Origin of the sequence: Paraburkholderia translucens, from assembly GCF_020881035.1 — a bacterium.
GTDB classification, from domain to species: domain Bacteria; phylum Pseudomonadota; class Gammaproteobacteria; order Burkholderiales; family Burkholderiaceae; genus Paraburkholderia; species Paraburkholderia translucens.
This window is the reverse complement of the sequence record NZ_JAJITC010000004.1, coordinates 355,299-368,030: the sequence shown is the minus strand read 5'-3', so window position 1 is coordinate 368,030 and position 12,732 is coordinate 355,299. Positions and strand designations below refer to the sequence as shown.

Genomic DNA, 12,732 nt, shown 5'->3' with positions numbered 1-12,732 from the left:
GTCACTCCTCTTCCTCTTCGGCGTGCGGGCTCGCAAGACTGCGCCACAGCAGCACCGGGATGATCAGCGTGAACACGATCACTTCCTTATAAGCGCTGGCCCAAAACGACGAATACGACTCCAGCAGACCCACCAGGACCGATCCGGCCGCCGCGAGCGGATAGCTGACCAGACCGCCGATGATCGCGCCAACGAAGCCCTTCAACCCGATCAGGAAGCCTGAGTCGTAGTAGATCGTCGTGAGCGGTGCGACGAGGACGCCGCACAGTGCGCCGAGCCCCGCCGCCAGCGTGAAAGCAAGACGCCCCGCCTGCGTCGTGCCGATGCCGACGAGCCGCGCGCCGAGCCGGTTCACCGAGGTTGCACGCAATGCCTTGCCAGAGATCGAACGATCGAAGTACAGGTACAGCGCGCCAATCAGCACGACGGCCGTGCCGATCACCCACAAGCTCTGTCCGGAGACCGACAGAGTACCGACGTTGAACGTCGCATCGGAAAAACCGTTCGTGCGCGAGCCCTCCGCGCCGAACATCACGAGGCCGAGACCGACCATCGCGAAATGAACCGCCACCGCGACGATCAACAGCAGCAGCGTGGTCGCCTCGGCGATCGGCTCGTACGCGAGCCGATAAACGAACGGTCCCATCGGAATCACGATCAGCAGCGTCAGCGCGATCTGCACGATCATCGGCAGCGGTTGCAAAAAGATGCCGCGCGTGAGCGCGTAGACCGCAATCGGAAACAGCAGGTACTTCCCTGCCAGCACCGGCAGCGTAGTTGCCGCATGACGGCGTCGCTGCGCATGCCGTAACACGGCCGCCGTCTCGACGACGAAACATGCAGCGCCCATCGCCATCAACAGCCAGCACGTAGCCGGAAACTTCTGCGTCTGAAGTGCGGCGAGTGTCAACGCGCCATACGAAACGAACTCCCCTTGCGGGATGAAGATCACCCGCGTCACGGAAAACACCAGCACCAGCGCAAGCGCAAGCAGCGCATAGATCGCGCCGGTCGTGATGCCGTCCTGCGCGAGGATCGCCGCAATTGATAGATCCATACTTCCTCATCCTGAAGCGTCGAAAACGAAAAAAACCGGAAACAGTCGTGACGGCGCGGCTCGAGAAGCCGCCCACCTGTAAAAGACAGCGTGCGCCAAATGCAGGTTTGTCCCGAAGCAGCGAAACCACATTTTTGCGCGCCGCGCGCGCCCTGCGCGGGCAATAAAAAAGACGCGTCAACTGCACGCGTCTTTTTCGATGAGGTCCCGTGGCGCAGCGCCTTCGCTCAGTCGCCGGTCAGCTTCCACTTGCCATCGACGATCTGCACCATCACGCGCGCCCGCTGATCGAGACCGGCGTGGTCGTTCGCGCTCATGTTGAAGATGCCGTGCGACGCGGAAAGATCCTTCGTGCCTTCGAGCGCAGCGCGCAGAGCCTCGCGGAATGCCGGCGTGCCGGGCTGGCCCTTCTTCAATGCGAGCGGGATCGCCTGCTGCAGCAGCAGGCCCGCGTCCCATGCGTGACCGCCGAACGTCGACACCGAGCCCGCGCCATACGCGGTTTCATACGCGTGCTTGTACGCCAGCGCGCTCTTCTTCACGGGATTCGCATCAGGCAGTTGCTCGGCGACCAGCAGCGGGCCGGCGGGCAGCCACGTGCCGTCGCAATCTTTGCCGCACACGCGCAGAAAATCGTTGTTCGCGACGCCGTGCGTCTGATAGTACTTGCCCTTGTAGCCGCGCTCCTTCAGCGTTTTCTGCGGCAGCGCGGCCGGCGTGCCCGCGCCCGCGATCAGCACCGCGTCCGGGTTCTGCGACATGATCTTCAGCACCTGGCCCGTGACCGATGCATCGTTGCGTGCAAAGCGCTCGTTCGCGACGATCTTGATCTTCGCGAGCTCAGCCGCCTTGCTGAATTCCTTGAACCAGCTTTCCCCGTACGCATCGGAAAAGCCAATGAACGCGACTGTTTTCACACCGTGATTCGCCATGTGCTGCGCGATCGCGGTAGCCATGAGGATGTCGTTTTGCGGCGTCTTGAAGACCCATGCGCGCTTCGCGTCCATCGGTTCGACGATGCCCGCGGCGGCGGCCAACGAGAGCATTGGCGTAGAGGTTTCGGCGGCGACGTCGATCATGGCAAGCGAGTTAGGCACGACGGTCGAGCCAATCAGCGCATCGACGTGATCTTCGCTAGTGAGCTTGCGGGTGTTCTTGACCGCCTGGGTGGAGTCGGTCGCGTCGTCGAGGACGATGTAGTCGACTTTCTGGCCCGCTACTTCTTTCGGCAGCAGCGCAATCGTGTTCTTTTCCGGAATCCCGAGCGAGGCGGCTGGCCCTGTTGCCGACACGGTCACACCGATTTTCACGTCCGCGAATGCATGACCGCTCCATGCAGTCGAAACTCCGGTGGCGACCACTGCCGCGCTGATCCATCGCAATGTCGACTTCATCCTGCTCCTCTATTAACCCCATTATTGAACTGCAACTAAATCCACGGATTCAATTGCCGACCCAGCGGCTGGTGACGGCGAGTTTAGCGGACGCAAGCGCCGCGCCGCAAGCAGCCAGCAGACCTGTGACGTTTAAATGCAGCGCGTTGCGGACAATAAGAATGACTTGCGGATCAGCGGAAATTGCGCTGAAGAAATTCGAAAGCGCAAATGAAAAAGCGCTGTTGGATATCAATCCAACAGCGCTTTGTTCTGGGCACTTAGTGCCTCAATTGTCTCCTCGTTCTCCACCTGCAAATTCGTGGTGCATCAGAACTGGGTGAAGATTAAACGACCGCCTAAGCAGTCACAACTAGCAATTACCCTAGTGGTGCACTGCGGCACCGAACTGGGGCACGTTCGGCGGGACTGACATCGCACAATCTGCCACAAGTTTGCTCGGCGCTCGGATTCAGCGGGCCTTCAGGAAGACGCAAAATTAGATCGGACACCGAAGAAATGGTTTATCGCACTGCATCAAGCGTCCGACCTTGCAGGCACGATCAAGCCGATAATCTCAAGCCCGCAGCGGCCGCACGCGTGCGACGATCTCTCCAACAATGCCGCGCCGGAACGCCAGCACACATGCGATAAAAATCAGCCCCGTGACGATCGTCACCGACTCGCCGAGCGAACGGAACCAGTCGATGCCGGTCACCGACGCCAGCGCGGAGCCGATATCGCCGAGCCGGTCTTCGAGCGACACGATCAGCGCGGCACCGAGCAAGGGACCAAACAGCGTGCCCATGCCGCCTACCAGTGTCATGAGAATCACGAGGCCGGACATCGTCCAATAGGCATCGCTCAGCGTTTCGAAGCCTTGCACCAGCACCTTCAGCGAACCCGCGAGACCCGCGAGGCCAGCCGACAGAATGAATGCGAGCAGCTTGAAACGGTCGGTGTCGTAACCCAGCGACACCGCGCGGGGCTCGTTCTCCTTGATCGCGACGAGCACCTGCCCGAACGGCGAATGCACGATGCGCACGATCAGCAGGAACGCTGCGACCATCACCGCTAGCACGACGAAATACAGCGCGACATCCGATGACAGACTGAGCACGCCGAACAGCTTGCCGCGCGGCACGCCTTGCAGGCCATCTTCACCGTGGGTGAATGGCGCCTGCAGGAACACGAAGTAGACCATCTGCGCAAGCGCGAGCGTCACCATCGCGAAGTAGATGCCCTGACGGCGAATCGCGAAAAAGCCGACGACGAGCCCGAGCAGCGTCGCCACCGCGGTACCGCTCGCCACACCGAGCTCCGGCGAAAGGCCGAGCGTCTGCATCGCATAGCCGGTCACGTAGCCAGCCGACGCAAGGAACATCGCGTGACCAAAGGACAGCAAGCCCGTATAGCCGATCAGCAGATTGAAGGCGGCCGCGAACAGAGCAAAGCACATGACCTTCATCACGAAGAGCGGATAGATGCCGAGCACCGGCACCGCGAGCAGCACGATCAGCAGCAGACCGTAGAGCGCTTTTCTCTGCATCATTTTTCCCTGCCGAAAAGACCCGCCGGACGCACGAGCAGCACGAGCGCCATAATCACGAAGACCACGGTCGCCGACGCTTCCGGGTAGTACACCCGCGTGAGTCCTTCGACTACGCCGAGCATCAGGCCGGTCAGAATCGAACCCATGATCGAGCCCATGCCGCCGATCACGACCACCGCGAAGACGGTGATGATCATCGACTGGCCCATCAGCGGCGACACCTGAATCACCGGTGCCGCGAGCACGCCGGCAAACGCCGCCAGCCCGACGCCAAAGCCGTAGGTCAGCGTGATCATCAGCGGCACGTTGACGCCGAACGCCTCGACGAGCTTCGGATTTTCGGTGCCCGCGCGCAGATACGCACCAAGCCGCGTCTTTTCGATCACGAACCACGTCGCGAAGCATACGGCGAGCGACGCGACGACCACCCACGCGCGATAGTTCGGCAGGAACATGAAGCCGAGATTGGTCGCGCCCGACAGCGCCGATGGCACATCGTACGGCTGGCCTGACGAGCCGTAGATCGAGTGGAACACGCCCTCGATCACGAGCGTGAGACCAAAGGTCAGCAACAGGCCATATAGATGATCGAGCTTGTAGAGCCAGCGCAGCATCGAGCGCTCGATCGCAACGCCGAGCACGCCGACGACGAGCGGCGCGACCACCAGCATCACCCAGTACGGCAGATTGAAATACGACAGCCCCATCCACGTGAGCATCGCGCCGAGCATGAACAACGCGCCATGCGCGAAGTTGATCACGTTGAGCAGGCCAAAAATCACCGCCAGCCCGAGGCTCAGAATCGCGTAGAACGAGCCGTTCACGAGCCCGAGCAGTAGCTGGCTCAGCATCGCCGGTAGCGGAACGCCAAAGATGTCCATTGAAGCCCTTAGCCCTTCAAGCCATCGTCAAGGTGAGATCGGTCACGCACGATCCAGCCGGCACGCGACGAGCGGACGCTGCTCATCACGTGCGGCATCTGAAACGCTCAACCGCCAGCGCGTGCCCTGCACCGCCGACGGTACTCCCGGGTCCGCGCGGTCCGCGACCGCTTACCCGGGGCCCGCGCTTACTTCCACAGCGCGCAGCGGGTCTGCGCTTTGGTCGTGAAGGCCTGATCGCCGGGAATCGTTGCTGTGATCTTGTAGTAGTCCCACGGCTCCTTCGATTCGGCCGGTGTCTTCACCTGCATCAGGTACATGTCGTGGATCATGCTGCCGTCCTGACGGATGTAGCCCTTCGCGTAGAAGTCGTCGATCTTCGTCTTGCGCAGCTGCGCCATCACCTTGTCCGGATCGGTGCTGCCGACCGCCTGCACCGCCTTCAGATAGTTCATCGCCGCCGAGTAGTCCGCAGCCTGCAGGCTCGACGGCATCTTCTTCATCTTGTCGAAGTAGCGCTGCGACCACTTGCGTGTGTCGGCGTCCTTGTTCCAGTACCAGCTGTCGGTCAGCACGAGACCTTGCGTCGTTTCGAGACCAAGGCTGTGCACGTCGTTGATGAACATCAGCAGCGCCGCGAGCTTCATCGTCTTCGTGATGCCGAATTCCTTCGCCGCCTTGATCGAGTTGATCGTGTCGCCGCCAGCGTTCGCGAGGCCGAGTATCTGCGCCTTCGACGCCTGCGCCTGCAGCAGGAACGACGAGAAGTCCGACGCCGACAGCGGATGGCGTACCTCGCCGAGCACCTGGCCGCCGTTCGCCTTCACGACGTCCGAGGTCGCTTTTTCAAGCGCCTTGCCGAAGGCGTAGTCTGCCGTCAGGAAATACCACGTCTTGCCGCCCTGCTTCGTCACCGCCGAGCCCGTGCCATTTGCCAGCGCCGTCGTGTCATACGCGTAGTGGATCGTGTAGGGCGTGCATTGCTCGTTGGTCAGCGTATCCGCGCCGGCGCCGACGTTGATGTAGACCTTGTGTTTCTCGCCCGCGACGGTGTTCGTCGACAGAGCGGTCGCCGAGTTTGTGCCGCCGATCACCACGTCGACGCCATCGCGGTCGAACCATTCGCGAGCGCGCGACGCCGCGATGTCCGCCTTATTCTGGTGATCCGCGTACAGCACCGTGATCGGCTTGCCGTTGACCTTGCCGCCGAAATCGGCGACCGCCATCCGGATCGCTTCAAGACCACCCTGCCCGTCGATGTCCGCGTACAGTCCCGACAGATCCGTGATGAAGCCGATCTTCACGGCATCGTCGGCCGCTTGCGCGCTGCCCAGCGTCAGTGCGGCGCCGGCAGCGACCGCGAAACAGAGTGAGGCAAGCCGCGCGAGTGGATTTCTTTTCATGCGTGTCTCCTGGTTCTTCGCTTGTGGTTATCAGAGGCAGTCGGGCGTGAGGGAGTCCGTGTCTGTCTATACGCCCAGTAAATCGTGGAGCACCGGCATCTTGCCTTCGAGCTCGCCGGCCCCGAAATGCTCGACGATCGTGCCGTGCTCCATCACGTAGAAACGATCCGCGAGCGGTGCGGCGAAACGGAAGTTCTGCTCCACCATGACGATCGTGTAGCCGCGCCCCTTGAGCGTGACGATCATGCGCGCGAGCGCCTGCACGATCACGGGCGCGAGCCCTTCCGAGATTTCATCGAGCAGCAGCAGATTCGCGCCGGTGCGCAGAATCCGCGCGACCGCCAGCATCTGCTGTTCGCCGCCTGAGAGCCGCGTGCCCTGACTCATGCGCCGCTCATGCAGATTCGGGAACATCGCGTAGATCTCCTCGAGCGACATCATGTGCGCCTTGTCGCCGATGGGCGGCGGCAGCAGCAGATTTTCCTCGCACGACAGGCTCGAAAAAATACCGCGCTCTTCCGGGCAATAGCCGATGCCGCAATGCGCGATGCGATGCGTGGGCAGATCGATCGTTTCGCGTCCGCCGATACGGATCGAGCCGGTGCGGCGACCCGTGAGGCCCATGATTGCGCGCAGCGTCGTGGTGCGGCCCGCGCCATTGCGACCGAGCAGCGTCACGACCTCGCCGCGGCCGATCGACAGATCGACGCCGTGCAGAATGTGGGATTCCCCGTACCAGGCTTGCAGTCCCGCGATTTCCAGCGCGGGTGCGCCGCTTTTCGTTTGGTTCGCTTCGAGGCCTTCGCGCTCGACCGTCGTATTCATGCGTGGGCTCCGGCGAGCGCCGCGTCGGCGCTGCCCATGTAGGCTTGCATCACGAGCGGATTCTTCGACACTTCCGCGTAGCTGCCCTCGGCGAGCACTTCGCCCCGTTGCAGTACGGTGATCGTGTCGGAGATACCGGCGATCACGTTCATGTTGTGCTCGACCATCAGGATCGTGCGGCCTGCCGATACTTTTTTAATCAGCGCGGTCACGCGATCGACGTCCTCATGACCCATGCCTTGCGTCGGTTCGTCGAGCAGCATCAGTTCCGGTTCCATCGCGAGCGTGGTCGCGATTTCGAGCGCGCGCTTGCGGCCGTATGCAAGCTCGACCGTCAACACATCGGCGAAATCGGTCAGGCCGACCTGGGTCAGCAGATCCATCGCGCGATCGTTCAGACTCCGCAGCGTGCGTTCGCTCTTCCAGAAGTGAAACGCGGTGCCGAGCGAGCGCTGCAAGCCGATGCGCACATTCTGCAATGCCGTCAGATGCGGAAATACCGCGGAGATCTGGAATGAACGAATGATGCCGCGCCGTGCGATCTGCGCAGGACGCTCGCTGGTGATATCGACGCCGTTGAAAACGATCTGACCCGCGGTGGGTTCGAGAAATTTGGTGAGCAGATTGAAGCAGGTGGTCTTGCCCGCTCCATTGGGGCCGATCAGCGCATGGATCGAACCACGGCGCACGCGCAGGTTGACCCCGTTCACGGCGACAAAGCCTTTGAACTCACGGGTGAGGCCACGCGTTTCGAGAATCGTATCGCCGAGAATCATGTTCCCTTCCATGCGGAGTAAGGCGAAGCACGTCGATCGTTCCGCGCGAAGCTCTGCGCGACTTGTTATGTTGGCGGCACCCCTTGCCGCTCGTTGGCGTGCTGCACCAATCCCGAGATCATCGATGGCGCTGCCCGCAGCATGGCTGCCATTGTCGCCCCAATGATGCAGCGCATTCATTGGGATTTGCACTTAGTGAATGAGGCCCGCTCCGTGCGCACGCGAAGCGCGGTTCATGCGCCTCGCGTGCGCGCGGAAAACATGACCGATGCGCTCGCGCGGCATGTCACACAGCTGACATCGACGCGGCGACGCTCGTGGGCGCGGCCATGCCGCCGCTCACGCGCGCGCGGCGATCCTCGCGGATCATCTCGCTCGCACGCTCGGCGATCATCAGCGTCGGCGAATTCGTATTGCCCGACGTGATGTTGGGCATCACCGAGGCATCGACCACCCGCAACCCTTCCACTCCGAAAACGCGTAGCCTGCTATCGACGACCGCGGCGGGATCGTCGGTCGTGCCCATGCGGCAGGTGCCGACCGGATGAAAGATCGTCGTGCCCACCGCGCCCGCGGCCTGCTGCAATTCTGCTTCGCTCTGATACTGGAGACCCGGCAGAATCTCACGCGGCTGATAACGCGCGAGCGCAGGCGCCGCGACGATGCGACGCGTGAGCCGCAGCGCATTCGCGGCGACGTGGCGGTCGTAGTCGGTCGACAGATAGTTCGGGGCGATCAACGGCGGCGCAGCCGCATCGGCCGACGCAATATGGATGCTGCCGCGCGACGTGGGGCGCAATTGACAGACCGAAGCCGTGAACGCATTGAAGCGATGCAGCGGTTCACCAAAGCGATCGAGCGACAAGGGTTGCACGTGATACTCGAGATCGGGTCGCGAGAGCGAACGATCGTCGGCGTCGGACCTCGCGAATGCACCGAGTTGCGACGGCGACATCGACATGGGTCCGCTCTGAAACAACGCGTACTGCATGCCGATCATCAGCTTGCCCCACCAGTGCGCGGATATTGTATTGAGCGTGCGCACGCCCTGCACCCGATACGCCATGCGCAGCTGGAGATGGTCCTGCAGATTTTCGCCGACGCCGCGCAGATCCTGAACGACCTCGATGCCGAGATTCTGCAGACGCGCACCATTGCCGACGCCGGACAGTTCGAGCAGTTGCGGCGAGTTGACCGCGCCCGCGCAAAGAATCACTTCGCAACGCGCTTTGACGAGATACTCGGCGTCGCTGCCCCGATATTCGACACCGTTGCAGCGGCGGCCATCGAACACGACACGCTGCGTGTGGGCACCGGTAATGACCGTCAGATTTCCGCGCTTCAGCGCGGGCCTCAAAAATGCCTTCGATGCATTCCAGCGAACGCCGCGCTTCTGGTTGACATCGAAGTAGCCGACGCCGGTGTTGTCGCCGCGGTTGAAATCGTCAGTGGCGGGAATGCCGGTTTGCTGCGCGGCTTGCGCGAATTCTTCGAGAATCTTCCATTTGAGGCGCTGCTTTTCGACGCGCCAAGGTCCGCCCGCACCGTGCGATTCGGTGGCGCCGCCGTAATGGTCCTCGCTGCGCCTGAAGACCGGCAGCACCGCGTTCCATGACCATGCGCTGTCGTTCGTGACGCGCGCCCATTCGTCGTAGTCTTCGCGCTGGCCGCGCATATAGATCATGCCGTTGATCGACGAACTGCCGCCAAGCACGCGCCCACGCGGATACGACAGCGCGCGGCCGTTCAGCCCTGGCTCGGCCTGCGTCTTGTACAGCCAGTCCGTGCGCGGATTGCCAATGCAGTACAGATAGCCCACCGGCACGTGGATCCAGTGGTAGTCGTCTTTGCCGCCAGCTTCGAGCAACAGCACGCGGATATCGGGATCTTCGGTGAGCCGGTTCGCCAGCACGCAGCCCGCCGTGCCGGCCCCGACGATGATGTAGTCGAACTCGCCCTCGAGCCGCCGTCGGGTTCCGGGCGTACTGTCGCTATGGTTCATCGTTCAGTCTCCTAAGCATTTCTGCCGCGCATGCGTTGAAGCTCGAGCGCTTCTGACGCATGCGCGGCGACGCGCTTTTATTTTTTCTGGCACGCGTGCGGACTTGCTGTCGCGCACAGCCGCCCGCCTATTTGGCGACCGGCATCGTGAATTCGGCGCCCTTCGCGATGCTGTCTGGCCAGCGCTGCATGATGCTCTTGTAGCGCGTGTAGAAACGCACGCCTTCCTCACCGTACGCATGATGATCGCCGAACAGCGACTTCTTCCAGCCGCCGAACGAATGCCACGCCATCGGTACCGGAATCGGCACGTTGATGCCGACCATGCCGATCTCGATCTGCCGCGAGAACGCGCGCGCAATGCCGCCGTCGGAGGTGAACAGCGACACGCCGTTCGCAAACTGATTCGCGTTGATCAGCTCGACGGCGGAGGCGAAGTCCGGCACGCGCACGACGCACAGCACCGGTCCGAAAATCTCCTCGCGGTAGATCTTCATCTCGGGCGAGACGTCGTCGAACAACGTGCCGCCGAGGAAAAAGCCCTTCTCGTACCCCGCGACCGTATGACCGCGGCCATCGACGACGAGCTTTGCGCCCGCCGCGACGCCGGCGTCGATATAGCCGACCACCTTGTCGCGATGCGCGCCGGTAACGAGCGGCCCCATCTCGGCGGCCGCTTCCATGCCATCGAGGATCTTCAGGCTCTTCACGCGCGGCGTCAGACGCTCGATCAGTTCATCGGCGATATGCCCCACCGCCACCGCCACCGAAATCGCCATGCAGCGCTCGCCGGCCGAGCCATAAGCGGCGCCGATCAGTGCGTCGACGGCTTGGTCGAGATCGGCGTCGGGCATCACGACGAGGTGATTCTTGGCACCGCCCAACGCCTGTACACGCTTGCCGTGCTTCGTGCCTTCCGTGTAAATATATTCGGCGATCGGCGTCGAGCCGACGAACGACAGCGCGCTCACTTCCGGATGCACGAGCAGCGCGTCGACCGCGACCTTGTCGCCGTGCACGACGTTGAAGACGCCGTCCGGCAAGCCCGCTTCCTTGAGCAGTTCGGCGAGCCGGTTCGATGCGGACGGATCGCGTTCGGACGGCTTCAGCACGAAGGTGTTGCCGCACGCGAGCGCGACGGGGAACATCCAGCAGGGCACCATCATCGGAAAATTGAACGGCGTGATACCCGCGACCACGCCGAGCGGTTGACGCAGATTCCAGTTGTCGATGCCGCCACCGATCTGATCGGTGAAGTCGGTCTTCAGCAGATTCGGAATGCCGCACGCAAATTCGACGATTTCGATGCCGCGCATCACCTCGCCTTTCGCGTCGGAAAACACCTTGCCGTGCTCGCGCGTGATCAACTCCGCGAGTTCGTCGTGATGCCGGTCGAGCAATTCCTTGAACTTGAACAGCACGCGCGCTCGTTTGATCGGCGCGGTTTCGCTCCATGCGGGAAACGCGGCTTTCGCGGCCGCGACCGCGGCATCCACCTCAGCGACGCTCGCGAGAGGCACTCGCGCGCTGACGCTGCCGAGCGCCGGATTGAAGACATCGCCAAAGCGCCCGCTCGTGCCTTCGACGGGCTTGCCGTTGATGAAATGGCTCAGCGCGCGTGCGCCGGCCACGCGGCGCGCGGCGTCGCCGTGGGCGCTTTCGGTGGGCGCGGTTTCGCTGGGATATGTCTCGCTCATCTTGTTCCTCGTCCTGTGAAGTCTTCCGCCTTGCGCGCGGTACTGCGCGCCAAAGCATGCTGAATGCCAAGCGTACGGCCCGTGCGGGCGACAAATCCAATGAGTAATGCTCAATTGCACTATAAGCCGCGCTAATATCACGTCATGGATCTGACTCTGCTTCGGGCCTTCGTCACCGTCGCACGCGAGGGCAACCTCACCCGTGCCGCGGTGCAACTGCACCTGACCCAACCTGCCGTCAGCCTGCAAATCAAGCACTTGCAGGAGACGCTCGGCGTGACGCTGTTCACGCGGACTTCCCACGGGCTGGCCCTCACGCGCGACGGCCAGGCGCTGCTGCCGCACGCCGAACGCGCGCTCGGCGCGGCTGCCGACGTGCAACGCGCCGCGCAGACGCTGCGCCAGGAAGTGCGCGGGCGACTGCGCATCGGCACCATTCTCGACCCCGAGTTCCTGCGCCTCGGCGGTTTCCTGAAGCAGCTCGTCGAGACCTGGCCGCAGATCGAAACCGCGCTGCGTCACGGCATGTCGGGCTGGGTGCGCGAGCAGATCCGCGCGGGCGAACTCGACGTCGGTTACTACATCGGCCTGCCCTCCGACGAGGGCACCCACGACGGCGCCACGTTTCATGCGGTCACGCTCACACATTTCCAGTATCGCGTGCTGGCGCCGGCGGGCTGGAAAGATCGCGTGAAAGGTGCGCGCGACTGGCGCTCGCTCGCGGCGCTGCCGTGGATCTGGACGCCGCCCGCGTCCGCGCACAACCGGCTGCTGTCGCGGTGCTTCGGCGAGGCGGGCGTGAAGCCGGTCAAGGTGGCTGAGGTGGACCAGGAGCCGTCGATGCTCGATCTGGTCAAGTCGGGCGTCGGTCTTACGCTCGCGCGGGACGCGACCGCGATCGCCGAAGCGCATGCGCACGCGTTGACGATCGTCGACGGCATCACGGTGCCGACCCAGTTGAGCTTCATCACGCTCCAGGAGCGCAAGGACGAGCCGGCGATCGCGGCGGCGTTGAAGCTGATCGAACAACAGTGGGCGATTTGAGCGGAGACGGTCCGGCTCGCGGTGCGATATGAGTCTCGCTAATGCCCGCCGATCTGCCACCCGGGCGCCGCCCTGAAACCGAGTCGTCACGGACTTTTTGCTAGATTGTCGGTTTGCCCGCGC

At 62.8% G+C, this 12,732-nt stretch carries 11 protein-coding genes; 1 reads left to right on the top strand and 10 read right to left on the bottom strand.

From position 1 onward, the window contains the following. Position 1: 1 nt before the first annotated feature. The 10 genes from LJ655_RS09530 to LJ655_RS09485 all read right to left on the bottom strand — a co-directional run bounded on the left by LJ655_RS09530 (position 2) and on the right by LJ655_RS09485 (position 11,565). Positions 2 to 1,057, bottom strand: a complete 1,056-nt coding sequence (locus LJ655_RS09530; RefSeq protein ID WP_230560988.1) for a branched-chain amino acid ABC transporter permease — start codon at positions 1,055 to 1,057, stop codon at positions 2 to 4. A gap of 227 nt (positions 1,058 to 1,284) precedes the next feature. Next, positions 1,285 to 2,451 (bottom strand): ABC transporter substrate-binding protein, encoded by a 1,167-nt coding sequence (locus tag LJ655_RS09525; RefSeq protein WP_230560987.1) that lies wholly within the window; start codon positions 2,449 to 2,451, stop codon positions 1,285 to 1,287. 49 nt (positions 2,452 to 2,500) lie between these two features. Next, complete coding sequence (locus tag LJ655_RS09520; RefSeq protein ID WP_230560986.1) at positions 2,501 to 2,686, bottom strand: hypothetical protein; 186 nt, start codon at positions 2,684 to 2,686, stop codon at positions 2,501 to 2,503. A gap of 321 nt (positions 2,687 to 3,007) precedes the next feature. After that, entirely contained in the window at positions 3,008 to 3,979 is a 972-nt protein-coding gene (locus tag LJ655_RS09515) for a branched-chain amino acid ABC transporter permease (protein ID WP_230561101.1), read from the bottom strand. Beyond that, positions 3,979 to 4,863: a branched-chain amino acid ABC transporter permease gene (locus tag LJ655_RS09510; RefSeq protein ID WP_230560985.1), complete on the bottom strand. Its 885-nt coding sequence runs from the start codon at positions 4,861 to 4,863 to the stop codon at positions 3,979 to 3,981. The genes LJ655_RS09515 and LJ655_RS09510 overlap by 1 nt, the downstream gene beginning before the upstream one ends. Before the next feature lie 188 nt (positions 4,864 to 5,051). Next, positions 5,052 to 6,266 (bottom strand): ABC transporter substrate-binding protein, encoded by a 1,215-nt coding sequence (locus tag LJ655_RS09505; protein ID WP_230560984.1) that lies wholly within the window; start codon positions 6,264 to 6,266, stop codon positions 5,052 to 5,054. Positions 6,267 to 6,332: 66 nt separating this feature from the next. Then, on the bottom strand, positions 6,333 to 7,091 hold the full coding sequence (locus LJ655_RS09500; RefSeq protein WP_230560983.1) for an ABC transporter ATP-binding protein: 759 nt from the start codon (positions 7,089 to 7,091) through the stop codon (positions 6,333 to 6,335). After that, positions 7,088 to 7,867 (bottom strand): ABC transporter ATP-binding protein, encoded by a 780-nt coding sequence (locus LJ655_RS09495; protein WP_085482994.1) that lies wholly within the window; start codon positions 7,865 to 7,867, stop codon positions 7,088 to 7,090. Before LJ655_RS09495 ends, LJ655_RS09500 begins: the two co-directional genes overlap by 4 nt. Positions 7,868 to 8,153: 286 nt before the next feature. Then, positions 8,154 to 9,869, bottom strand: a complete 1,716-nt coding sequence (locus tag LJ655_RS09490) for a GMC family oxidoreductase (RefSeq protein WP_230560982.1) — start codon at positions 9,867 to 9,869, stop codon at positions 8,154 to 8,156. Between the two features lie 127 nt (positions 9,870 to 9,996). Continuing rightward, positions 9,997 to 11,565: a CoA-acylating methylmalonate-semialdehyde dehydrogenase gene (locus LJ655_RS09485; RefSeq protein ID WP_230560981.1), complete on the bottom strand. Its 1,569-nt coding sequence runs from the start codon at positions 11,563 to 11,565 to the stop codon at positions 9,997 to 9,999. 144 nt (positions 11,566 to 11,709) lie between these two features. On the opposite strand from LJ655_RS09485, the gene LJ655_RS09480 reads away from it, so the two are divergent. Further along, on the top strand, positions 11,710 to 12,609 hold the full coding sequence (locus tag LJ655_RS09480; RefSeq protein WP_230560980.1) for a LysR family transcriptional regulator: 900 nt from the start codon (positions 11,710 to 11,712) through the stop codon (positions 12,607 to 12,609). The last annotated feature ends 123 nt before the right edge of the window (positions 12,610 to 12,732 follow it).

What these genes read in the sequence shown, in the direction of transcription:
- LJ655_RS09510 (WP_230560985.1), bottom strand. Translation starts at nt 4,863, where the DNA reads ATGGACATCTTTGGCGTTCCGCTACCGGCGATGCTGAGCCAGCTACTG.
- LJ655_RS09515 (WP_230561101.1), bottom strand. Translation starts at nt 3,979, where the DNA reads ATGCAGAGAAAAGCGCTCTACGGTCTGCTGCTGATCGTGCTGCTCGCG.
- LJ655_RS09525 (WP_230560987.1), bottom strand. Translation starts at nt 2,451, where the DNA reads ATGAAGTCGACATTGCGATGGATCAGCGCGGCAGTGGTCGCCACCGGA.
- LJ655_RS09490 (WP_230560982.1), bottom strand. Translation starts at nt 9,869, where the DNA reads ATGAACCATAGCGACAGTACGCCCGGAACCCGACGGCGGCTCGAGGGC.
- LJ655_RS09495 (WP_085482994.1), bottom strand. Translation starts at nt 7,867, where the DNA reads ATGATTCTCGGCGATACGATTCTCGAAACGCGTGGCCTCACCCGTGAG.
- LJ655_RS09530 (WP_230560988.1), bottom strand. Translation starts at nt 1,057, where the DNA reads ATGGATCTATCAATTGCGGCGATCCTCGCGCAGGACGGCATCACGACC.
- LJ655_RS09505 (WP_230560984.1), bottom strand. Translation starts at nt 6,266, where the DNA reads ATGAAAAGAAATCCACTCGCGCGGCTTGCCTCACTCTGTTTCGCGGTC.
- LJ655_RS09480 (WP_230560980.1), top strand. Translation starts at nt 11,710, where the DNA reads ATGGATCTGACTCTGCTTCGGGCCTTCGTCACCGTCGCACGCGAGGGC.
- LJ655_RS09485 (WP_230560981.1), bottom strand. Translation starts at nt 11,565, where the DNA reads ATGAGCGAGACATATCCCAGCGAAACCGCGCCCACCGAAAGCGCCCAC.
- LJ655_RS09500 (WP_230560983.1), bottom strand. Translation starts at nt 7,091, where the DNA reads ATGAATACGACGGTCGAGCGCGAAGGCCTCGAAGCGAACCAAACGAAA.